The sequence below is a fragment of the Oceaniovalibus sp. ACAM 378 genome, assembly GCF_008085915.1.
Lineage (GTDB): Bacteria > Pseudomonadota > Alphaproteobacteria > Rhodobacterales > Rhodobacteraceae > Oceaniglobus.
The window spans coordinates 37559-58241 of sequence record NZ_VSJK01000005.1 but is presented as its reverse complement, the minus strand read 5'-3'; the positions used below and the strand labels follow the sequence as shown (position 1 = coordinate 58241).

The following is a 20683-nucleotide window of genomic DNA, read 5'->3' as shown; positions in this document are numbered from 1 at the left end:
GGACCGCCTGATCAGAATGGGATGCTGAGCAAATAAAGGACTAACGCCCCCAGTTGCGAACCTGACCGCAATCCATATGCACGAAGTCCGATCGCGAATATGTGCCGACCCCGCCAGCGGCACAGGCCGTAGCAGCGCGCGCCATTTGACCCACAGAGCGTGACTGCAGCCTGAGATCTGCTGCCTGTCCCCGGAGATGCAGAGAATTTTTCGCCACGCCGGACGAGCGGCTGCGCAACATCGCATTCGTTTCGGGTGAGCGATAGCCGGACAGGAGCATATAGGGTTCGTTCACATCCATCAGGTTGTGGGCGGCGGTCATAATATCGACGGTGCGGGCATCGATCCCGATCATCTTGTTGTTGCGCCAGTCGCGCATGAAGACGGTGATTTCGTCCAACGCGTCCTTGATGTATTTGCCTTCGATCCAATAAATCATATCGAGGCTTTCACCCGTCCGACCAGAATACATCCGCAGACGCCTGACATCGCCGGCGCCACGCAGAATCCCGAATGCGTTCGCATATGTCGGCGCCGCGACAACAGTGGTCGCTGCAAAAGCGCCGAGCAAGGCGCGTCGGCTCAGCCCGCCAGGGCGTGCATTTGTCATGATATTTGCGTCCCGTCTTGATTCCTGTAGCCGCTTTTCGCGGCATTGCTACCTCGTCCCCAGGTGCCCGGTTTGTATTGCACGAACAACCGGAACGACCAAGGGCCGAGATCGCCACTGTGTGCTGTTTGCGCCAGATCGGCAAAAATTTGCTTAACGGCGCTGGCAAGAGTGGCAAAATAATTCCTTTATTACGGGTCGGCTGCCCGGGACTGCCTTCTGTATCTGTCTGTTTTGTGACTGGACGCAGGAGCGTGCCGCGGCAACGCTGTGTTGACTGTATTCTGCGCGTAAAACCGCCACTTTATTGATTCGGAGGAATTTTGTGACCAAGTCTGCCTGCCGTCCCTCGCCCTTCATGCCGCGCAACTTTCTGGTCGCCGCTTTTTTATCCGTGGCCACACTGGCGTCGGGAGCAGGAACGGCGCTGGCGCAGGTCACCGCCTTCAAGCAGGCGATTGCCGAAAACGCGGCGCAAGACGAATCGCTTTCCGCATTTTACCGGGGCAACGGGTTCGAACCGATCTGGGTCGGTGATGGGGACGATGATCTGAAACGCCGCGCCGCATTTTTGCAAATCATCGAAATGTCCGGCGACCACGGGTTGCCCGCCGACCGGTATCGTGTGGAAGATGTGCGTGCGCTTTTGGCCTCGGCCCGCAGCAGCCGTGACAGGGGCCGGATCGAGGTCGAGATGAGCCGGATGTTTCTGGCCTATGCCCACGACATACAGACCGGAATTCTGACGCCTTCGCGGGTCGACAGTAACATCAAGCGCGAGGTGCCGCTGCGCGACGGGCTGGAGACACTGAAGACCTTTGAAAACAGCCTGCCGCTGGCCTTCTTGCGCAACCTGACGCCGAAATCACCGGAGTACACCCGGCTGATCCGCGAAAAGCTGAAGATCGAACAGCAGATCGGGCAGGGCGGCTGGGGTGCGCGTGTCGCCGCCGGGTCACTGCGCCCCGGCGATTCCGGCGATCAGGTCGTCGCGCTGCGCAACCGTTTGACGACACAGGGATATCTGCGGCGCGGCGCGACAAGCCTTTATGACGCCGAGATGCAGAATGCCGTTGCCGAGTTCCAGCGTGACAACGGCCTGACGGACGACGGTGTGGCCGGTGAGACCACGATCACCGCGCTGAACACGGCGCCAGAAGATCGGCTTGGCCTGATCTTTGTTGCACTGGAGCGTGAACGCTGGATGAATATCGAGCGGGGAAAGCGCCATATTTGGGTCAACCTGACCGATTTCAAGACCAAGCTTATCGACGACGACGAAGTGACTTTCGAAACCCGTTCGGTGATCGGCAAGAATGTCAGCGACCGCGAGACGCCGGAATTCTCGGACGTGATGAACCACATGGTCATCAACCCGAGCTGGTATATCCCGCGTTCGATCATCGTGAACGAATATCTGCCGGTGCTACAACGCAACCCGAACGCATTGTCCTATCTTGAAATCACCGACCGTCAGGGTCGTCGTGTGGCGCGTCACAATTTCAATCAGTACTCCGCCAGAAGCTTTCCGTTTTCCATGCGCCAACCGCCCAGCCCGCGCAATGCGCTGGGACTGGTCAAGTTCATGTTCCCCAACAAGTACAACATCTATCTGCATGATACGCCTGCGAAAGATCTGTTCAACCGCGAGCGGCGCGCGTTCAGCCATGGTTGTATCCGGCTGAGCGATCCTTTCGATTTCGCCTATGCGCTTCTGGCGAAACAGACAGATGATCCCGAGGGCCTGTTCCAACGGTATCTGCGCACCGGAGCAGAAACCCGGGTGAATTTGGATACTCCGGTGCCGATCCATCTGGTCTATCGCACCGCCTATACGAAACCCACGGGCGGGATGGAGTATCGCGGCGATGTCTATGGCCGTGACGCGCGGATTCTGTCGGCTCTGCGTTCCGCCGGGGTGGCCATCCCAGCCGTCGGAAGCTAATCTCGGCTCCGGAATTGCCGGAGGCCGACATGTCGCACACAATCGCAGAAATCGCAGCGGCGCTGGGGGCTCAGGTCTTTGGCGCCGCTGATCTTTTGATCACCGGAGCGGCCGAGCCCTCGATGGCCGGGCCGGACGACATCGCACTGGCGATGCAGCCGGAATATGCCGATGGGCTGGCGCAGGGCCGCGCGCGTGCTGCGATCCTGTGGGAAGGGGCCGATTGGCAGGCTCTGGGGCTTGAGGCGGCGCTGGTTGTGCAGCGCCCGCGTTACGCCATGGCGCATCTGACGGCACTGCTTGATCCCGGGCCACGGATTGCGCCGGGCATCCATCCGTCGTCCGTGATCGATCCATCCGCCGTGATTGGCCCGGACGCGGCAATCGGGCCGCTGGTCGTCATTGGCGCGGATGTGCGGATTGGCGCGCGGGCGCGGATTGCATCCCATGTCAGCATCGGCGAAAATTCACAGATCGGTGACGATGCGCTGATCATGGCTGGGGTGCGGATCGGGCATGCGGTGGTGATCGGCGACCGGTTCATCGCACAACCCGCGGCGGTTCTCGGGGCGGATGGATTGTCCTTTGTCACGCCCCAGACTTCGGGCGTTGAGCGGGCGCGCAAATCGCTGGGCGATCAGGGCGAAATCCTGCACCAAAGCTGGACGCGGATCCATTCGCTTGGCTCGGTCGTGATCGGTGACGACGTCGAGGTCGGCGCAAACTCATGTATCGACCGGGGCACGATCCGCGACACGCGCATCGGATCGGGATGCAAGATCGACAATCTGGTCCACCTTGCGCACAACGTCGTGCTGGGCCGTGATTGTCTGTTGGCCGCGCAGACCGGCATCGCCGGATCGACGACCGTGGGCGACCGTTGCATCTTTGGCGGTCAAAGCGGCGCGGTGGACAACATCTCCATCGGGGATGATGTGATCTGCACCGGCGCCACCAAGCTTTTGTCGAACGTACCCTCGGGGCGGGTGATGATGGGCTATCCGGCGGTCAGGATGGATCAGCATGTCGAGATGTATAAGGCAGCCCGTCGATTGCCCCGGTTGATGCGCGATATGGCAGCGGCACGCAAAGATAGCGGTTCCAAACCCGAAGCGGAGTGACTACATCACCATCGAATGCGCAACAGGCAGCGAGGCCGGGATGACCGACAGTATCCAGGACGCGGTGATACGCATCATCGCCGAACAGGCGGTCGTCGAACGCTCTGACGTCAGTCTGGACCAGACATTGGCCGACCTTGGCATCGACAGTCTGGGGCTGGTCGAATCGATCTTCGCGATCGAAGAGACATTCGATATCGAAGTGCCGTTTAACGCGAATGATCCCAGTGAAAGCGATTTCGACATCTCCTCGGTGGCGGCGATCATCGCGGCGGTGCGACGGCTGGTCGCGGACCAGAAACCCGGATGATCCGATGACGCGGATGACCCAATGAAGCGGGTGGTGATTACCGGCGCGGGCACGATCAACGCGCTGGGGCATTCGGTTCCCGCCACGCTTGAGGCGATGCGCGAGGGGCGCTGTGGCATTGGTCCGCTTGCGTTTCGCGATGTCGAACGGCTTTCGATCCGGATCGGCGGGCAGGTTTTGGGATATGATCCCGAAACTGAATTCAATCGCCAGCAGATCGCGCTCTATGACCGGTTCACCCAATTCACCCTTTTGGCGGCCCGCGAGGCGGTGGCGCAATCCGGGTTGGAATTTCATGGGGAACTGTCGGCGCGCGCCGGTGTCGTTCTGGGCACCGCGGGTGGCGGTGTACAGACCTGGGACGAAAATTACCGCGCTGTATATGAAGAGGGTAAGAACCGCGTTCACCCCTTTGTCGTGCCCAAACTGATGAACAACGCCGCCGCGTCCCACGTCAGCATGGAGTACAATCTGAAGGGCCCGTCGTTCACTGTGGCCACGGCTTGTGCGTCGTCCAATCACGCCATGGGACAGGCGTTCACCATGGTGCGCAGCGGTATGGCCGAGGTCATGGTGACGGGTGGTTCGGAATCCATGCTGTGTTTCGGTGGGGTCAAGGCATGGGAAGGGCTGCGGGTGATGTCCAAGGACGCGTGCCGGCCATTCTCGCTGGGTCGCAACGGTATGGTTCAGGGTGAAGGCGCCGGGATCTTCGTATTCGAGGATATGGACCATGCCCGCGCCCGTGGTGCCGAAATGTTGGCCGAGGTTGTCGGTTTCGCGATGACTTCGGACGCTTCCGACATCGTGATGCCCAGCAAACAGGGCGCCGCACGGGCGATTGCCGGAGCGATGCGCGACGCCGGCGTAAACCGCGAGGATGTGGGATATATCAACGCCCATGGCACCGGCACGGCAGCCAACGACAAGACGGAATGTGCGGCAGTGGCGGATGTCTTCGGGCCACATGCGAACGATCTGATGATTTCATCCACCAAATCCATGCATGGCCACCTGATCGGCGGCACCGGCGCGGTAGAATTACTTGCCTGTATCATGGCGCTGCGCGATGGCGTGATTGCGCCGACCATCGGCTATGAAGAGCCAGATCCCGAATGTGCGCTGGATGTGGTGCCGAACGTCGCCCGCGATGCGGATGTCCAGGTGGTTTTGTCGAACGCATTCGCCTTTGGTGGGCTGAACGCGGTTCTGGCGCTGAAAAAAATATAGGCGCCGCGCCTTTTCGGGGCACGGCGCCTATTGTGTCTCGGATTTAACCCGAAACGTTTTCAGATCAGTTGCCGTTGGCGGCGTTCACTGCATCGTATCCGGCGGTAAACCCCTTGAGAGACAGGTTCAGAACCACCTTTTCATCAGGGGCTGCCGCTGGAACGATTGTCAGCGCCGCCTTGGCGCCCGCTTTGAAACCGGCAACGTCCGGTGCGGTAAAACCGATTCGCGCAAAACAACCTGCCGCGGCGCAGAAGGTATAGGGATAGCGTTTCGCCTTGGCCGTATCCACGGCAATGGTCAGCTGCGCGGTCAGCAGAGTTTCCAGCGGGGTGATGACGGTGGCCCCGGCAGCGGCCTGCTGGCCAGCGGGCAGACCGAAAATGCTGATTTCGGCCACGGCATTACCGGCTTCGTCAGACAAAAGCTGATACAGCTGGCAAGGATCCTTGCCCTCTTCAGCGCGTACACAGCGCACTTCCCAATCGCCATGTTCTGCTTGAACATAGGTTGATCCGACGCCGCCTTCGGACGCCTCTGCGCCCACTTCTTCACCGAGGTTAAGGCCGTTGGTGCCGACTCCATCCGCCGCAACGGCGGGTTCGGTCGGGGTGGCAGCCGGGGTTTCCGTTGCAGTTTCGGCTGGTGTTTCCGCCGCTGGTGTCTGTGCCTGTGCGGCAAGGGCACCAAAGGCGACAAGCGCCGCAACGGACAAGGTTTTCATAAGATCAGACATGTCGTTCCCATCACTCAGATCGTGGTCTGACGACGCTCTAACATGCCGCGCCGTTGCTGTCAGGCCCGATTTCAAACAGCTTCAAACAGGCCCCGGGACGGAAAAAAGGGCCTGCAAGAACAGGCCCCTTTTCTAACTCGTCTCTCCCTGCCGGACTGACCGGCTTGTAATTAGGGAAAGATTATGAAACTTGCCACAATCCGTCAACAGTGAATATTTTCGCAGTTGCAAGCGGGCTAAACGGTCTCACACCTTTGCCAAAAAGGGACCGCGCCATAGCGGCGCGGCCAGTCTGGCAGGGAGAATACCGCGCCCCGTCCCGATTAGGGGACGCCCGACCAAGACCCGCCCAAAGCCCGGTCAAATAATGAACGCGGTGAATGGACTCTGGCACACAGGCATTAATTTTGTATCCTCACCCCAACCAAATCAGGGGCGGTCGTGTGGCGGGCAAAGTGAATGACAGTGTGGCTGACAGAATTTTCATCGGCGGCGGCGGCGAAGCCTATGGCGACGCGCAATCGCTTTTGCTTGGCTATGCGAACCGTCATGGGCTGATTGCCGGGGCCACGGGCACCGGCAAGACGGTGACGTTGCAGATTCTGGCCGAGGGGTTTTCGGCAGCCGGCGTGCCGGTGTTCCTGTCCGACGTTAAGGGCGATCTTGCCGGGCTGGCGCGGGCAGGTTCGGTGGATTTCAAGCTGCATCAGGCGTTCTCTGACCGGGCGACGACCATCGGATTGACCGACTATGCCTATCACGCCTGTCCGGTGACATTCTGGGATCTGTTCGGCGAAAAGGGCCATCCGGTTCGCACCACGGTGGCGGAAATGGGGCCCCTGTTGCTGTCGCGCCTGCTCGACCTGACCGAGGCGCAGGAAGGCATCGTCAACATCTGTTTCCGCGTCGCCGACGAAGAGAATATGGCGCTGTTCGATCTGAAGGACCTTCAGGCGATGCTGGTCTGGGCGGGCGAGAATGCAAAAACACTGTCGCTGCGGTATGGCAATGTGTCAGGCGCCTCGATCGGTGCGATCCAGCGCCGTCTGCTGGTGCTGGAAAATCAGGGTGGCGCGGAACTGTTTGGCGAACCGGCGCTGGAACTGGCCGATATCATTGCTACGGATGACGCTGGGCAGGGGCGGATCAACATTCTGGCTGCCGACCGTCTGATGCAATCGCCCCGGCTTTATGCCACGTTTTTGCTGTGGCTGCTGAGCGAGTTGTTCGAGACGCTGCCCGAGGTCGGCGATCCGGACAAGCCAAAGCTGGTGTTCTTTTTTGACGAGGCGCATTTGCTGTTCGACGATGCCCCAAAGGCCTTGGTGAACAAGGTGGAACAGGTGGCGCGGCTGATCCGCTCGAAGGGGGTCGGGGTCTATTTCGTCACCCAGAACCCCGCCGATGTGCCTGACGACATTCTGGGCCAGCTTGGCAACCGGGTGCAGCACGCCCTGCGCGCCTTTACCGCCCGCGACCAGAGCGATCTGCGCAAGGCCGCACAAACCTATCGCGACAACCCGACGTTTTCGACCGAACAGGCAATCCGCGAGGTGGGCGTGGGCGAAGCGGTGACGTCGATGCTCGAACGTAAGGGCGTGCCCGGTGTGGTGCAGCGCACGCTGATCCGCCCGCCCTCGACCCAGCTTGGCCCGATTACGGACATGCAACGCGCCGAAATCATCGCGGCCTCACCTGTAAAGGGAAAATACGAAACCCGGATCGACCGCGAAAGCGCGTTTGAAATCCTTGCCCTTCGTGCGGGTCATGCCGCGCGGGACGCGCAACAGGCCGGGGCCGAGCAGGTCAAGGACCGCGAGTTCAGCAGCGGCCGCCGCTATTCCCCCGGTGGCGCCGCGCCAAAGCCGCGCGGTGACAGTTTCGGCGAGGCGATGAGCAAGATGGTGGTGAAGGAATTGACCGGAACCACCGGGCGGCGGATTGTGCGCGGAATTTTCGGCACGCTGTTCAAAGGGCGGTAAGCGTCACTTTGCAAAGGCGATCAGCGCGCGTTCATCCCATGAAATGCGTGCAGTTTCCCCCCGTTCAAGCACCCGGCGCCCAACAAGGTTTTTCATCGACAGGGTGACAGGTTTTTCCACGCCATCCAGCGCGATGTCGTAATAGGTCATATCGCCGTAATAGGCGAGTTCGTGCACCTGACCCGAGGTTTCGCGTGCCGGGGCGGGTTCACCATCAAACAGGATCGACATGGTTTCGGGGCGGATTCCGATCGTGCAATCGCCCGTCGGCATACCTGCGGGGCATTGTTCCGGCGTGATTGCCGCACGTCCCAGCCCGGCGATTTCCACACTGGCCGCAGTACTGCCCGCAGTCAGACTGGCTGGAAGAAAGTTCATCACACCAATGAAATCCGCCACTTGGCGCGATGTCGGACGGCGATACAGCGTCTGAGGATCGGCCAGTTGCGCGATCTCGCCCTCAAACATCACGGCGATCCGGTCGGACATGATCAGCGCCTCTTCCTGATCATGGGTAACCAGAACAAAGGTGATTCCCACGTGGCGTTGCAGGCGGCGCAGCTCGTTCTGCATCTGCTCGCGCAGCTTCTTGTCCAGCGCCGACAGCGGTTCGTCCAGCAACAACACTTTGGGTTTAAGGATTAGCGCACGGGCCAGTGCCACCCGCTGTCTTTGACCGCCGGAAAGCGCATGCGCCGCCCGCGCGCCGAAACCGTCAAGCCCGACCATATCGAGCGCATCTTCGACCAGAGCGGCTTTTGCCTGCCGGTTCAGATCGGACCGGCGGCGCAACCCGAAAGCAACGTTTTCCGCCACGCTGAGATGCGGAAAGATCGCATAGGACTGGAACACCATATTTGTCGGGCGCCGGTTCGCCGGAACGCCTGCCATGTCCTGACCCGACAGCAACAAGGTGCCCGACGAGAGATCCTCGAACCCGGCGATGGTGCGCAGCAGGGTCGTCTTGCCACACCCCGATGGCCCAAGCAGCGAAAAGAACTCGCCCGCGCCGATGTCGAGGTCGATGCCGCGCAGGGCGTGATAGGTGCCATAGTATTTGTGCACGTCGCGCAGGGAAACGATGGGCGGGGTTGTTGTCATAACTACAGGAATCCTCCGGTATCCTTGCCACCCGCACGGGCAATGCCGCGGCGGCGGGCGATTTCCGCGATGGTCAGCAGAACCACCGACAGCGCCACTAAAATCGTGCCAAGCGCCATCACCACGGGAATCTTCTGCGGAAACCGCAACTGCCCCCACAGGTAAACCGGCAGAGTCGGTTCGGTGCCGGTCAGAAAGAACGCGATGATGAATTCATCAAGCGATATGGTGAACGAAATCAGCAGCGCCGAAATGATCCCCGGCATCACCAGTGGCAGGGTGATCAGCCGAAAGGTCGACCAGCGCGATTCACCCAGATCGAACGCCGCCTCCTCAAGCGAAACATCCAGATTACCGAAGGCCGAATTCAGGATCGCGATGCAGAACGGCGTACAGATCAGAGTATGCCCCAGAACCACCGTCCAACTGCCCAATGGCAGATCCAGCGCCATCAGAACCACCAGCATCGACACCGCGACGATGATTTCAGGCAGCACCAGTGGCAGCATGATGAACCCCATCACCGGCGTCTTGAACGGAAACGAATACCGCGCCCCGGCCCGGGCGGCGCAGATCCCCAGTAATGTTGAAAGCACCGCCGTCGTCACCGCCACAATCAACGAGGTCTGGACCGACCGAACCAGTGCAGGCGTGTTGGGAATCTCGGTGAACCATTTTGTCGTGAAGTCGGACAAGGGAAAAGCGATGATCGTGCTGTCGTTGAACGCAAAGATCGGCAAAAGAATGATCGGCGCGTATAGAAACAACAGATACAAAACCGCATAGCCGCGCAGCCAGCCTCCGCGCCCCGTCATGACCGGGCCTTTAGCCAGCGGCGGTTGAGAAAGATGAACACAAGCGCGATCACCGTGACGATTGCCATCGCGATCACTGCCAGCGTTGCCCCCATGGGTGCGTTGTTCAGCTTTAAAAACTGCGTCTGGATCATGTTCGCAATCATCAGCCCGCCGGGCCCGCCGACGAGACGCGGTGTCACATAATCGCCGATGGTCGGGATGAACACGATCAGCGTCGCAGCAACGACTCCCGGCACCGCCAGTGGCAGGGTCACGCGCAAAAACGTCATCACATGATTCTCGCCCAGATCCCGTGATGCCTCAAGCAGCGAACGGTCGATCTTTTCCAGACTGACAAAGATCGGCAGGATCGCAAAGGGCGCAAAGGCATGGGCCAGGGTGATGACCACTGCATTGGCATTGTAGAGGATGAAAGTCAGTGGTTCGTCGATGATACCAACGCCGATCAGCGTTGAATTCAGCACGCCATTGTATCCCAGTATGACCTTCCACAGGAAGACGCGGATCAGATAGGACGTCCAGAACGGAATGGTGATCATGAAGATCCACAGGGATTTCCGGTTCGCCGGAACGTGGAAGGATACGAAATAGGCGATGGGAAAGGCCAGAACCACAGTGGTCAGCGTCACCGCTCCGGCAATCAATACCGAACGCAGGATAAGCTGACCATAAAGCGGCTCGCTCAGCGCCTCACGGTAATTTTTCAGCGTCGGGGTATAATCGATCGTCAGGAAATCCTGCGACCAGAAACTGAACGCAAAGATTGCCACCAGCGGCACCGCCAAGAGCAAAAGCGCAAAAAGAGCGGGCGGCGCGATCAGCGTCAGCCCGCGGGCGGTGTCGGACGTTCCGAATCCTTTTAATTTCATGATGCCGTCCCGGGCTTGCCTGCGGCGGCGATGCTTGAACGTCCCGGCGCAAATGGCAACAGGAAATTCGCCCGGGACAGGCCATTGCTATGGTTCAGACCATAGTTTGCGGCACCTGAACGCGCCGTGCCTCATCCATCAGCGCGACCAGAATTTCGACGTGCCGCGCAATGCTGTATCCCGAGTCGCCCGCCCTGCGCCGCGCATCGCATTCGGCCTCTTTTTCTAACAGCGGCGTCAGGGCGGGACCGGTGGTCGGTTCGCCAAAGATGCGGCGCAATGTGCGGGTGCGGTCATAATCAGCCAGCCCAAAGCGGGCGGCGCGGATCAAAAGACGCGGGCGGCGCAGGGTCGAAAAGGCGGCGGCAGCAGCAGAGGCGGATGTGTCGAACATTTCAGACCTTCCAATTGTGTCAGACCAATCGTGGCAAAATCGTGGCGACACATTGGCACAACCGCGGCGTGTGTTGCGCGAAGTCGGCATTCGCCGTTCGCACCCAAATGGCATTGTTCACGTTTAAGCATCAGAGTTTGGAAATGCGGAGGATTGTTAACGAACCGCTAACCAATACAATCAAGGGTTGATTTCTGTTGGGGATAAGACTGTGGATAAACAGTCCCGACAGCCGTCAGAACGAGGGGACATCAGTATGTTATCACGACCGTCCGGAGCGGTTTCGCCCGCTTGGGTTCCGTCCGCCGCGAAAGTCTATCTCGCTCATACCGAACAAGGCACGTCGATCCGGGCTCTGGCCCGTGCAGCCGGATGTCACGCATCGACCGTGCTGCGACAGATCCGAAAGGTTGAACAGCGGCGCGACGATCCGCTGATCGATCTGGCCTTGCGCAGACTGGGGAAACAGGTGGCACCCTTGCCCCCGAAGGAACCCCCTACATCAAAGGAAACCGTCAGAGGCACAGCCATGAAACATACCTCCACGCTTTGCCCAGCCGCCCCGGATGACGCATTGATCGAACGTGAAGCGCGGCGGATCCTGCGGCGTCTGGCCGAACCGGGCGCCTGTCTGGCGGTGGCAGCGGGGATGGAAAACGCTGTGGTGGTGCGGGACGGAACCGATGGCCAGACCCTGCGCACCGGCGTGGTTCTGACCAAAGTGGCCGAAGCCATGGCGCTGCGCGGCTGGATCGCATCCGCCTCAGGCGGGCGCGTAGCACGGTATCAACTGACCCCGGCCGGACGTCAGGCGCTGAAACATCTTCTGGACGACGCCGCCCACGGACCGGAAGATAAGGCCGACCGCCCCGGCAGGATGCGATATGGCATCGCCGAAAGCCCGCTGATCGCATTGGCGCGGCGGCGCGACCGGGACGGCACGCCATTTCTGGCGGATGTACTTGTCAGTGCGGGGGAACGCCTGCGCGAGGATTTCGAGCTGGCGCAGATGGCCCCGGATGGTCCGCAAAGCTGGAGCGCGGTGGTGGCCGGTGACGGGGCTGACACCGGCGGCGATCCGGGTGGAACGACCTCTGAAGCAGCGCGCGCCCGCGTCGCACTTGCGTTGCGCGAACTCGGGCCCGGCCTGGGCGATGTTGTGCTGCGCTGCTGTTGTCAGCTGGAAGGCATGGAAGCGGTAGAGCGTCGCATGGGCTGGGCCGCGCGGTCGGGCAAGATCGTGCTGCGTATCGCGCTGCAACGTCTGCGCCGTCACTATGACGAAGCCGGCGACCGCTGGTCGCAGATGATCGGCTGACCAGCAATATCGATGATAAACGGCGGGCCGTTCCGCTGTTTTCGTGGCACCAGTGAACCCGGCCAATTCGCGGGGCCAAACTGCTGGGCGCAAGGCAGTTATGCGATGCGGCCCGGTGGCGGACATCCCGTTGGACAGCACCGCGCCGCTGCACTATACCCCCGGGGCAAGCGTCACAGAGGATGTCATGGCACGAGATCTGAAAATCCCCGAACAACGCCACCCTGAAAAGGCCCGCCGCCCTGATAACATCCAGCCGAAGAAACCGGCGTGGATCCGTGTCAAAGCACCCTCGGGCGAAGGGTATAACGCCACCAAATCGATCATCCGCGAACACCGCCTCGTCACCGTATGCGAAGAGGCACGGTGCCCCAACGTCGGTGAATGCTGGTCCCAGGGCCACGCCACCATGATGATCATGGGCGAGGTCTGTACCCGCGCCTGCACCTTCTGCAACATCGCCACCGGCAAACCGACCGAAGCGCTTGACGTGTTCGAACCCGGGCGCGTGGCCGATGCGGTCAAGAAGCTTGGGTTGAACCATGTGGTGATCACATCGGTCGATCGTGACGATGTCGAAGACGGCGGGGCAGAACATTTCGCCCAGACGATCCGCGCCATCCGCCGCCAGTCGCCCGGCACCACGATCGAAATCCTGACGCCCGATTTCATTCGCTGCGACAATTCGGCGCTGGAAAGCGTCGTGGCGGCAAGGCCGGATGTGTTCAACCACAACCTGGAAACCGTGCCCGGACTTTACCCTGCGGTGCGTCCCGGTGCGCGCTATTTCCACTCTCTACGGTTGTTGCAGCGGGTCAAGGAGCTGGACCCGTCGATGTTCACCAAGTCGGGCATCATGGTCGGACTTGGCGAAGACCGGCAAGCTGTCCTTCAGGTGATGGACGACATGCGTGCCGCCGACATCGATTTCCTGACCATCGGCCAATATCTGCAACCGACGCCAAAACATCACCGGATCGACCGTTTTGTGACCCCCGAAGAGTTCGCCGGGTATGAAAAAGCGGCGCATGGCAAAGGATTCTTGATGGTGTCGGCCTCGCCGTTGACGCGGTCGTCCTATCATGCGGGCGACGATTTTCAGCGTCTGCGCGCTGCACGTCAGGCCCGGCTGGCCTGACGCGTTCCCTGATCGCGCAGTCGTCCGGGTTTCTTCTTTGCCGGAAATACTCCGGGGGTGAATGGTCCGGAACGGGCCAGAGGGGGCAGGGCCCCCTCTTTTCCTATCTCAGCCTCATTTGACCGCCGGAACCACCTTCAGATAGGCGGCGATTGCGGCACGGTCTTCGGGCTGCAATTTGGATGTCTTGTCGATCACCGCCACCATCTGTCCGCCGGCCGAGTCGAACTCGGGCGTGAACCCCGTCGCCAGATATGCGGCGATATCCACCTCGCTCCAGGTCAACGCGCCGGGGGTAATATTGGGGATGCGCCCCTTTCCTTCGGGGTTTGGCGCGCCCGCCAGCCATGCACCGGTGTTCGGTCCGCCCAAAAGGTTGCGCGGCGTGTGACAGGCGCCGCAGTGTCCCAGTGCTTCGACCAGATACCGACCACGGGCCTGCGTTTCGGTCAATTCTCCGTCGACCACCCAGTCATCACTGACAAACAACGTCTTCCAACCGCCAAGGTTGCGCCGGATATCGAACGGAAACGACACCTCGTGCGGCTGACTGGCCTGTTCGGATTCGGGCAGTGTGCGCAGATAGGCGATCAGGTTGACGATATCTCCGGTGTCCGCTTTGCCATAGGCGTCATAGGGAAAGGCGGGATAATAATGATATCCCTCGGGTGACACGCCGCGTTGGATTGCGCTGGCCAGCTCCCGGTCGGTCCAGCTGCCCACTCCGGCCATAACCGAGGGCGAGATGTTGGGTGCGAGGAATGTGCCGAAATCCGATGGAAACTTCTGCCCGCCGGCCAGCACAGGCGCGCCCTCGGGCTGGTCTCCCGGGGCGACGTGGCAGGATGCGCATCCGGCAGCCAGAAACACCTGCTCGCCTGCCGTCGCATCGCCACTCAACCCGGCCAGATCGCCGTCGCTCAGGGGGTCGGGGCGTGTCACGACCCAATACACAGCCGAGCCGACAAGGCCGAGGGCGATCAGCCAGCGTAGAAAAGGGGGCATGAATATTCCTTCGGTCAATATCGGTCCGGCGCAACCTATCGCAGAGGCAGCGGAGCTTCACGGGTTATTTTTGCCGCATCCCGTGCCACTTTACGGACGAAAGCGGCGGCCCGGTTCGACCGACAGCATGTCGGGCCAGCCGATGAAGTGCTCGATTCCCAGCAGGATCAGGCACAGCACCACCACGCCAATCACCAGTTTGACCCGTCCGGGCGACGGCGGATTGCGCGCCCAGCGTGACATGCGGAGCAGCCAGTGAAAATTCATCTGTGCGGCTTTTCGATTGCACCGGTCGCCCATGCGGTTAGGCTGGCGGCACATGCGGACTCCGGGAAGGGTACCATGACTTCGATCCTTCGATTATGCGCCTTTTCGGCGTGGCTGTTTCTGTGTGGCGTTCCCTCGGCCTTCGCGCAAGGGGACGATGCGGCATTTGAAGCCGCACGCGCCACCTATTTGGCCGGTCAACATGCCGCCGCTCTGGAGATTCTCGACCCGATGGCGCGGGCCGGGCATCCGGGCGCGCGCAATATCCTTGCCGATGCCTATGACGCGGGTAACGGCGTGGATCGCGATCCGCAGCGCGCGCTTGATCTTTACCGCGCGGCGGCGGCACAGGGGCTGGCGCGTGCATCCTATAACCTCGGCGTGCTGCTGACCGAGGGACGACCCGGCATCCCGGCGGATGTGGCGCAGGCGATCGTGCATTACGAAGATGCGATGGCTCAGGACTATGCAGCGGCCTTCAACAACCGCGGTGTGCTGTACACAAAGGGTCAGGGCGGTGCGGCCGATCCGGTCAAGGCAGTCGAAATGTTTCGCCGGGCCCATGAGTTGGGCGATCTGAACGGCACCGACAATCTGGCCGACATGCTGCGTCGTGGCGAAGGTGTGGCGGCTGATGTTCCCCGGGCGCTGGAGTTGTGGCGCGGGGCGGCCGCGCGCGGACATGGGCCGTCGATCAATAATCTCGGCGCGATGTACGCCAATGGAATCGGCGTCGCGACCGATGCGCAGGCGGCCTTTGCACTGTATCTTCTTGCTGCGCGCAAGGGTGCGTTGCAGGCGGGGCTGAACCTTGCCGCCGCCTTTGCCGATGACGTGGCCCCCCGTCACGACGACCTGCGCGCGCTGGCCTGGTGCCTGTGGTCGCAAGATCGCGCTCCGGCCCATCAAACGGCGGAAATCGCGGCCACCTGCGCCGTTTACTCTGAAATCCTAAGCGCCGAGGACACAGCCGCCGCACGCGCGCTGGCCGATACACTCAATCAGTAAAGCGCACCTTGCCGATATAGGGCAGATTGCGGTTCCTCTGGGCATAGTCGATGCCGTACCCCACGACAAATTCGTCGGGGATCTCGAACCCCGTCCATGTGGCGCGAATGTCCACCTCGCGCCGCGACGGTTTGTCGAGCAGGGCAATCGTTTCCAGCCGCTTGGGATTGCGGCTCAGCAGCATCCGGGTGACATGGCTCAGGGTGAATCCGGTGTCGACGATATCTTCCACCACCAGCACATCGCGACCGCCGATCTGGCCGCGCAGATCCTTCAGGATCCGCACCTCGCGGCTGCTGACCGTGCTGTCGCCATAGCTTGTCGCCTCAAGAAAATCGACCTCGACGTTCATGTTCAGCTCGCGCACCAGATCGGCGATGAAGACAAAGCTGCCGCGTAACAGGCCCACAACAATCAGCTTTTCGGTGCCGCCGAAATGCGTCTCGATCTCGCGTGCCAGCGCTTCGATTCGCGCGGCAATCGCTTTGGCCGAGATCAACTGATCGATGACATAATCGCGTTGCGCCATGACGTCCCCTTGATTTTCCTGCGCCGATGCCCGACATCGGCCCGGTCCGGAAAAATGCTCCGGGCCAGTGACCTGACCGGACTGATACGCCATGACGACACATCAAGAAACCCGTAAGCTGCCATATACCGCGCAACAGATGTACGATCTGGTGGCCGACGTGGAATCCTATCCGCAGTTTCTGCCCTGGTGCGCGGCGGCCCGTGTGCGCGGCTCCAGTCCTGTTGAAGACGGGAACCGAACCGGCGAGCTCATGGATGCGGAAATGGTCATTTCTTTCAAGGTGTTCCGGGAAAAGTTCGGATCAAGCGTCACGCTTTGGCCTGACGACATGAAGATCGATACCGAATATCTGGACGGCCCGTTCAAGCGAATGATCAGCAACTGGACCTTCCGCGAGGCGGAAGGGGGATGCGAAGTTGATTTCTTCGTGGATTTCGAGTTTCGCAACCGAATCCTGCAAACCGCGGCGGGGGTATTTTTCAACGAGGCGATGCAACGGATTGTGCGCGCCTTTGAACGCCGGGCGGCTACACTGTATAGCTGATGTACCACTTCAGGTTGCTGGCCTAGAGCCCTGTAAGTGCTGAGCACTATGGATTCGTTCCGTTTCATTCTTCCTTGAACATACCCGGATCGGCATGAAACTTTCGCAGTCCGGGCTTTGGCTAAGCACTGCGTCCTTACGAGGCTGACCTAACCGATCCGCCTGCCGGTTGTGTCCGGTGCACGACTGGACAACGCTGGATTATCGTGGCCCTGTCGTGCGGATATTCCCACCGGCGGAGACACGAAAATGACGTTCGAATCCGACTTCTTGCAGCCGATTATCTCGGGTGGATCCGTCCCGGATGAAACCACGCTTGAAATGATGCGCCTGTCATTGTTCGACTGGGCCGCCTGTGGGCGCGCCGGGGCCGATGAACCTGTGTCGCGGATTGTACGGGCCATGATTCTGGCCGAAGGCGGGCGCGGCGAATGTGCGCTGTTCGGCGGCGGGGCGGCCCCCATGCGCGGCGCCGCTCTGGTCAATGGCACCGTGTCCCATGCGCTGGATTATGACGACACGCATTTCGCCCATATCGGCCACCCCTCGGTCGCCGTCTGCTCCGCCGCGCTGGCCGTCGGGCAGAGCGTGGGTGCGTCGTTCGATGATATCCTCATGGCGGCGCTGATCGGGGCCGAGGTTTCGGTGCGTGTCGGCGTCTGGCTTGGGCGGGCGCACTATCAGACCGGATTTCACCAAACGGCAACCGCCGGTTGTTTCGGCGCGGCTGCTGCGGCGGCACGGTTGCTCGGTTGCGACGCGGATCAAAGCGGTCATGCCATCGGTTTGGCGGCAACACGGGCATCCGGGCTGAAGGCGCAATTCGGCACCATGGGAAAACCCTATAACGCGGGAATTGCGGCGTCGAATGGGGTTGAGGTGGCGCTTTTGGCGCGGGCTGGATTTCAGGCGCGCACCGATGCCTTATCCTGCGCCTTGGGCTTTGGCGAAACCCACGCAGGCGTGGCAACGCAGGTGCCCGGTGGATGGTTGTTTCCTGACATCAGTCACAAATTCCATGCCTGCTGTCACGGCTTACACGCGATGCTCGAGGCATTGGGGCACATCAGGGTCGACCCGGACAATGTTGAAAAGGTAGAGATCTTTACGCACTCCAGATGGCTGACGGTTTGCAACCAGCCGGCCCCGTCAACCGGTCTTGGCGCCAAGTTCAGTTACCGCATGACGGCTGCGATGTGTCTGGCAGGGGTGTCGACCGCCGCGCTGGACAGCTACAGCGATGCGACCTGCGCCGACCCACGCCTGACCGCCCTGCGCGAAAAAGTGACGGTGATTGCCGACGATACGCTGGCGGAAACCGCAGCGCGGGTAAAGGTGACGGCGGGGGGCAAAATCCAGCTTGGCGAGCACGATCTGTCGACGCCGATTCCTATGGACAAGCGGGCCGACAAACTGCGCGCCAAGGCGGCAGCGATGCTCGGCGACCGGGCCGCAGAAAGCCTGTGGCAGGCGGTGCGGCAGGGCGACACGGCGGCGTTGCTTACAGTGTGATCGCAGCACGGTCGGGCAGGGCGCCCATCGCTTCGATCAGCCGCTCCAGCCCATAGGTGACGGCGGCGGCGCGCACCCGCGCCCGGCCGATCGCGCCAAATTCCATTGTGTGGGTGATTGCCGTATCGCCAAACGCAACAGCGAAACACACACGCCCCTCAGGTTTGAATTCCGATCCGCCGGGGCCAGCGATGCCGGTGACAGACACCGCCATCTGCGCCTCGGAATGGGCCAGCGCACCCAAGGCCATTTCTGACGCCACCGGTTCGCTGACTGCGCCATGTTCGACCAGTGTCATTGGCGAAACGCCCAACATCGCCTGTTTGGCGGCGTTGGAATAGGTGACAAAGCCGCGCTCCAACACCGCCGACGAACCCGCAACATCCGTGATTGCACCCGCCAGCAAGCCACCCGTGCAGCTTTCGGCGCAGGCGACCATGACGCCGGTGCGCAGCGACTCACTCAACAGGGTGCGGGCCAGCGCAACCGTCACATCAGCACCCCATGGGCAAACCCGGCAGCCAGAGCGACGACCACGGCAGCCATCAGCCCCGCGATGACATCGTCAAGCATCACACCCAGAGGGCTGTGGAGGCGATCGGCCCAGCCGACGGGGCCCGGTTTCCAGATATCGAACAGACGGAACATCACGAATGCACCGACCCAACCCGGCCATGGGAACACATGCGCCTCGGCCCCGGCGTGCCAAAGCCCGGCAGAAAGCGGCCAAAGCGCGATCCACTGGCCCACGACCTCGTCCACGACAATTTCGGACGGATCATCGCCGGTGTCCGCCGTTTCGCGCAGAGTCGCCCACCAGCCGAGCACAAACACCAGCGCAGTCGCCACCACCAGCAGGGGAAAACCGCCCGACCAGTGCAGCAGCCAGGCCAGAGGAATCGCAACCGCCGACCCCCAGGTGCCCGGCGCCGGGCGCAGCAAACCGACATAGGCAAAGGTCGCGATGAAACGTGTCATGGTGCCACCAGTGTCACTGTGGCGATTGCGGCAATGCCTTCGCCGCGTCCGGTAAAGCCCAGACGTTCGGATGTCGTCGCTTTTATGCTGACCCGGTCGGGCGCGATACCCAGAAGATCGGCCATGATCGCGGTCATTTCTCCGGCGTGGGGGCCGATCTTCGGCAGTTCGCAAATCAGCGTACAGTCGATGTTGGAAATCGCAAACCCCCGTTCATCGGCCAGTCCGACCGCGTGGCGCAGAAAGATCTCTGAAGCGGCGCCTTTCCATTGCGGATCAGAGGGCGGGAAATGCCGCCCGATATCACCCGCCGCGAGCGCGCCATAAATCGCATCCGTCACTGCATGCATCCCCACATCGGCGTCCGAATGGCCCAGCAACCCATGGGTGTGCGGGATCGCAAGACCGCAGAGGATCACCTCGGACCCATCGCAGAACGCGTGCACGTCAAACCCGTTGCCGGTGCGGATATCCATCTTCTGTCCCATCAGTTTTTCGGCGCGGTCGAAATCCGCCGCGGTGGTGATTTTAAGGTTCCGTTCATCCCCGGCGACGATCCGCACCGCGATACCGGCAGCGCGCGCCACCTCGACATCATCGGCAGCCTCGCCAATAAAAGCGCGGTGCGCGGCAAGGATCGCGGTAAAGTGGAACCCCTGCGGCGTCTGGGCGCGAAACAGACCGGCGCGATCACGGGTGCCGGTGACCGCATCATCGGCGCCGGACCACAATGCATCGGTGACTGGCAGGGCAGGGGCCGCGCCCGGAGACGTATCGAGTGCGCGGCAGACCCGCGCAATCAGCGCACTGTCAACCAGTGGTCTGGCCACGTCATGAATCAGCACACGATCGATTCCCAATGGCTCCAGCGCGTCAAGCCCCGCCAGAACGCTTGCGCTGCGGCTGGCACCGCCACCGGCGACGATCACATCGTCATGGGAAGCGTATCCATGGGCCATGTCCATGTCCGACGGATGCAGCACCAGTACCACAAGATCAATCTCGGGCGAGGCGCGAAAAGCATCCAGCGTCCAGGCCAGAACGGCACGCCCGCGCAGCATCTGCCATTGCTTGGGCATCGCCCCCCCGGCGCGTGTTCCGCGCCCGGCGGCCACTATGACGGCGGCTGTCGACATGATTATCCCCGTAAGACGCCGCTTGATCTAGGGCATGGGGCACCGCAAGACAATGTTAACCGAGGCACAGCATGATCCAAGGCACCGCAACGGGCGACATTCCCGCTGGATTGCGGGAAAATGCAGCCA

22 protein-coding genes are annotated in these 20683 nt (G+C 61.3%); 10 read left to right on the top strand and 12 right to left on the bottom strand.

Translation table 11 applies throughout. The features are described 5' to 3' along the window. Positions 1-40 precede the first annotated feature (40 nt). Positions 41-610: a DUF882 domain-containing protein gene (locus FQ320_RS07860; protein ID WP_148471169.1), complete on the bottom strand. Its 570-nt coding sequence runs from the start codon at positions 608-610 to the stop codon at positions 41-43. A 358-nt stretch (positions 611-968) separates the two neighbouring features. On the opposite strand from FQ320_RS07860, the gene FQ320_RS07855 reads away from it, so the two are divergent. The 4 genes from FQ320_RS07855 to FQ320_RS07840 are packed head-to-tail and all read left to right on the top strand — an operon-like array spanning position 969 to position 5216. Then, on the top strand, positions 969-2555 hold the full coding sequence (locus FQ320_RS07855) for a murein L,D-transpeptidase (protein ID WP_148471359.1): 1587 nt from the start codon (positions 969-971) through the stop codon (positions 2553-2555). A gap of 29 nt (positions 2556-2584) precedes the next feature. Continuing rightward, the gene (gene lpxD / locus FQ320_RS07850; RefSeq protein ID WP_148471168.1) at positions 2585-3676 is read left to right on the top strand and encodes a UDP-3-O-(3-hydroxymyristoyl)glucosamine N-acyltransferase; all 1092 of its coding nucleotides are present in this window, start codon (positions 2585-2587) and stop codon (positions 3674-3676) included. Between the two features lie 40 nt (positions 3677-3716). After that, complete coding sequence (locus FQ320_RS07845) at positions 3717-3986, top strand: acyl carrier protein (RefSeq protein WP_148471167.1); 270 nt, start codon at positions 3717-3719, stop codon at positions 3984-3986. A 21-nt stretch (positions 3987-4007) separates the two neighbouring features. Then, positions 4008-5216 (top strand): beta-ketoacyl synthase, encoded by a 1209-nt coding sequence (locus FQ320_RS07840; RefSeq protein ID WP_148471166.1) that lies wholly within the window; start codon positions 4008-4010, stop codon positions 5214-5216. Positions 5217-5280: 64 nt separating this feature from the next. Here the strand turns inward: FQ320_RS07840 and FQ320_RS07835 are convergent, their stop codons facing one another. Then, positions 5281-5952 carry an invasion associated locus B family protein gene (locus FQ320_RS07835; RefSeq protein WP_148471165.1) on the bottom strand — a complete coding sequence of 224 codons (672 nt, stop codon included), beginning with the start codon at positions 5950-5952 and terminating at the stop codon, positions 5281-5283. A 467-nt stretch (positions 5953-6419) separates the two neighbouring features. On the opposite strand from FQ320_RS07835, the gene FQ320_RS07830 reads away from it, so the two are divergent. Further along, a complete protein-coding gene (locus FQ320_RS07830) occupies positions 6420-7934 on the top strand; it encodes a helicase HerA-like domain-containing protein (RefSeq protein ID WP_148471164.1) in 1515 nt (504 codons plus the stop codon). Positions 7935-7937: 3 nt separating this feature from the next. Here the strand turns inward: FQ320_RS07830 and FQ320_RS07825 are convergent, their stop codons facing one another. The 4 genes from FQ320_RS07825 to FQ320_RS07810 all read right to left on the bottom strand — a co-directional run bounded on the left by FQ320_RS07825 (position 7938) and on the right by FQ320_RS07810 (position 11116). Then, positions 7938-9035 (bottom strand): ABC transporter ATP-binding protein, encoded by a 1098-nt coding sequence (locus FQ320_RS07825; RefSeq protein WP_148471163.1) that lies wholly within the window; start codon positions 9033-9035, stop codon positions 7938-7940. A 2-nt stretch (positions 9036-9037) separates the two neighbouring features. Continuing rightward, positions 9038-9850, bottom strand: a complete 813-nt coding sequence (locus tag FQ320_RS07820; protein WP_148471162.1) for an ABC transporter permease — start codon at positions 9848-9850, stop codon at positions 9038-9040. Next, positions 9847-10722 carry an ABC transporter permease gene (locus tag FQ320_RS07815; protein ID WP_148471161.1) on the bottom strand — a complete coding sequence of 292 codons (876 nt, stop codon included), beginning with the start codon at positions 10720-10722 and terminating at the stop codon, positions 9847-9849. Before FQ320_RS07815 ends, FQ320_RS07820 begins: the two co-directional genes overlap by 4 nt. 94 nt (positions 10723-10816) lie before the next feature. After that, on the bottom strand, positions 10817-11116 hold the full coding sequence (locus FQ320_RS07810; RefSeq protein ID WP_148471160.1) for a DUF6477 family protein: 300 nt from the start codon (positions 11114-11116) through the stop codon (positions 10817-10819). Between the two features lie 256 nt (positions 11117-11372). On the opposite strand from FQ320_RS07810, the gene FQ320_RS07805 reads away from it, so the two are divergent. Together FQ320_RS07805 and lipA are read left to right on the top strand one after the other, a co-directional pair. Next, positions 11373-12434: a DUF6456 domain-containing protein gene (locus FQ320_RS07805; protein ID WP_148471159.1), complete on the top strand. Its 1062-nt coding sequence runs from the start codon at positions 11373-11375 to the stop codon at positions 12432-12434. Positions 12435-12621: 187 nt separating this feature from the next. Then, the gene (lipA, locus tag FQ320_RS07800; RefSeq protein WP_148471358.1) at positions 12622-13572 is read left to right on the top strand and encodes a lipoyl synthase; all 951 of its coding nucleotides are present in this window, start codon (positions 12622-12624) and stop codon (positions 13570-13572) included. A 114-nt stretch (positions 13573-13686) separates the two neighbouring features. Here the strand turns inward: lipA and FQ320_RS07795 are convergent, their stop codons facing one another. After that, complete coding sequence (locus tag FQ320_RS07795; protein ID WP_148471158.1) at positions 13687-14577, bottom strand: cytochrome c; 891 nt, start codon at positions 14575-14577, stop codon at positions 13687-13689. A gap of 90 nt (positions 14578-14667) precedes the next feature. After that, positions 14668-14898, bottom strand: a complete 231-nt coding sequence (locus FQ320_RS07790) for a hypothetical protein (RefSeq protein WP_148471157.1) — start codon at positions 14896-14898, stop codon at positions 14668-14670. A gap of 21 nt (positions 14899-14919) precedes the next feature. Here FQ320_RS07790 and FQ320_RS07785 point away from each other — a divergent pair, with 21 nt between their 5' ends. Continuing rightward, the gene (locus FQ320_RS07785; protein WP_148471156.1) at positions 14920-15852 is read left to right on the top strand and encodes a tetratricopeptide repeat protein; all 933 of its coding nucleotides are present in this window, start codon (positions 14920-14922) and stop codon (positions 15850-15852) included. Here the strand turns inward: FQ320_RS07785 and hpt are convergent. Further along, positions 15842-16381 carry a hypoxanthine phosphoribosyltransferase gene (gene hpt / locus FQ320_RS07780; protein ID WP_148471155.1) on the bottom strand — a complete coding sequence of 180 codons (540 nt, stop codon included), beginning with the start codon at positions 16379-16381 and terminating at the stop codon, positions 15842-15844. The genes FQ320_RS07785 and hpt overlap by 11 nt on opposite strands. Positions 16382-16472: 91 nt before the next feature. Here hpt and FQ320_RS07775 point away from each other — a divergent pair, with 91 nt between their 5' ends. Next, complete coding sequence (locus FQ320_RS07775) at positions 16473-16928, top strand: type II toxin-antitoxin system RatA family toxin (protein WP_148471154.1); 456 nt, start codon at positions 16473-16475, stop codon at positions 16926-16928. A 249-nt stretch (positions 16929-17177) separates the two neighbouring features. Continuing rightward, positions 17178-18440 carry an MmgE/PrpD family protein gene (locus FQ320_RS07770; protein WP_148471153.1) on the top strand — a complete coding sequence of 421 codons (1263 nt, stop codon included), beginning with the start codon at positions 17178-17180 and terminating at the stop codon, positions 18438-18440. Here the strand turns inward: FQ320_RS07770 and FQ320_RS07765 are convergent. The 3 genes from FQ320_RS07765 to FQ320_RS07755 are packed head-to-tail and all read right to left on the bottom strand — an operon-like array spanning position 18430 to position 20554. Then, positions 18430-18933: a CinA family protein gene (locus FQ320_RS07765; RefSeq protein ID WP_255509415.1), complete on the bottom strand. Its 504-nt coding sequence runs from the start codon at positions 18931-18933 to the stop codon at positions 18430-18432. The two genes, FQ320_RS07770 and FQ320_RS07765, sit on opposite strands and share 11 nt — an antisense overlap. Next, positions 18930-19418, bottom strand: coding sequence for a phosphatidylglycerophosphatase A (locus FQ320_RS07760; RefSeq protein ID WP_148471152.1), 489 nt, complete (start codon positions 19416-19418; stop codon positions 18930-18932). The genes FQ320_RS07765 and FQ320_RS07760 overlap by 4 nt, the downstream gene beginning before the upstream one ends. After that, complete coding sequence (locus FQ320_RS07755; RefSeq protein ID WP_148471151.1) at positions 19415-20554, bottom strand: bifunctional 2-C-methyl-D-erythritol 4-phosphate cytidylyltransferase/2-C-methyl-D-erythritol 2,4-cyclodiphosphate synthase; 1140 nt, start codon at positions 20552-20554, stop codon at positions 19415-19417. Before FQ320_RS07755 ends, FQ320_RS07760 begins: the two co-directional genes overlap by 4 nt. Positions 20555-20683: the final 129 nt, after the last annotated feature.

What these genes read in the sequence shown, in the direction of transcription:
- FQ320_RS07860 (WP_148471169.1), bottom strand. Translation starts at nt 610, where the DNA reads ATGACAAATGCACGCCCTGGCGGGCTGAGCCGACGCGCCTTGCTCGGC.
- FQ320_RS07855 (WP_148471359.1), top strand. Translation starts at nt 969, where the DNA reads ATGCCGCGCAACTTTCTGGTCGCCGCTTTTTTATCCGTGGCCACACTG.
- lpxD (WP_148471168.1), top strand. Translation starts at nt 2,585, where the DNA reads ATGTCGCACACAATCGCAGAAATCGCAGCGGCGCTGGGGGCTCAGGTC.
- FQ320_RS07845 (WP_148471167.1), top strand. Translation starts at nt 3,717, where the DNA reads ATGACCGACAGTATCCAGGACGCGGTGATACGCATCATCGCCGAACAG.
- FQ320_RS07840 (WP_148471166.1), top strand. Translation starts at nt 4,008, where the DNA reads ATGAAGCGGGTGGTGATTACCGGCGCGGGCACGATCAACGCGCTGGGG.
- FQ320_RS07835 (WP_148471165.1), bottom strand. Translation starts at nt 5,952, where the DNA reads ATGTCTGATCTTATGAAAACCTTGTCCGTTGCGGCGCTTGTCGCCTTT.
- FQ320_RS07825 (WP_148471163.1), bottom strand. Translation starts at nt 9,035, where the DNA reads ATGACAACAACCCCGCCCATCGTTTCCCTGCGCGACGTGCACAAATAC.
- FQ320_RS07820 (WP_148471162.1), bottom strand. Translation starts at nt 9,850, where the DNA reads ATGACGGGGCGCGGAGGCTGGCTGCGCGGCTATGCGGTTTTGTATCTG.
- FQ320_RS07815 (WP_148471161.1), bottom strand. Translation starts at nt 10,722, where the DNA reads ATGAAATTAAAAGGATTCGGAACGTCCGACACCGCCCGCGGGCTGACG.
- FQ320_RS07810 (WP_148471160.1), bottom strand. Translation starts at nt 11,116, where the DNA reads ATGTTCGACACATCCGCCTCTGCTGCTGCCGCCGCCTTTTCGACCCTG.
- FQ320_RS07805 (WP_148471159.1), top strand. Translation starts at nt 11,373, where the DNA reads ATGTTATCACGACCGTCCGGAGCGGTTTCGCCCGCTTGGGTTCCGTCC.
- lipA (WP_148471358.1), top strand. Translation starts at nt 12,622, where the DNA reads ATGGCACGAGATCTGAAAATCCCCGAACAACGCCACCCTGAAAAGGCC.
- FQ320_RS07795 (WP_148471158.1), bottom strand. Translation starts at nt 14,577, where the DNA reads ATGCCCCCTTTTCTACGCTGGCTGATCGCCCTCGGCCTTGTCGGCTCG.
- FQ320_RS07790 (WP_148471157.1), bottom strand. Translation starts at nt 14,898, where the DNA reads ATGTGCCGCCAGCCTAACCGCATGGGCGACCGGTGCAATCGAAAAGCC.
- FQ320_RS07785 (WP_148471156.1), top strand. Translation starts at nt 14,920, where the DNA reads ATGACTTCGATCCTTCGATTATGCGCCTTTTCGGCGTGGCTGTTTCTG.
- hpt (WP_148471155.1), bottom strand. Translation starts at nt 16,381, where the DNA reads ATGGCGCAACGCGATTATGTCATCGATCAGTTGATCTCGGCCAAAGCG.
- FQ320_RS07775 (WP_148471154.1), top strand. Translation starts at nt 16,473, where the DNA reads ATGACGACACATCAAGAAACCCGTAAGCTGCCATATACCGCGCAACAG.
- FQ320_RS07770 (WP_148471153.1), top strand. Translation starts at nt 17,178, where the DNA reads ATGACGTTCGAATCCGACTTCTTGCAGCCGATTATCTCGGGTGGATCC.
- FQ320_RS07760 (WP_148471152.1), bottom strand. Translation starts at nt 19,418, where the DNA reads ATGACACGTTTCATCGCGACCTTTGCCTATGTCGGTTTGCTGCGCCCG.
- FQ320_RS07755 (WP_148471151.1), bottom strand. Translation starts at nt 20,554, where the DNA reads ATGTCGACAGCCGCCGTCATAGTGGCCGCCGGGCGCGGAACACGCGCC.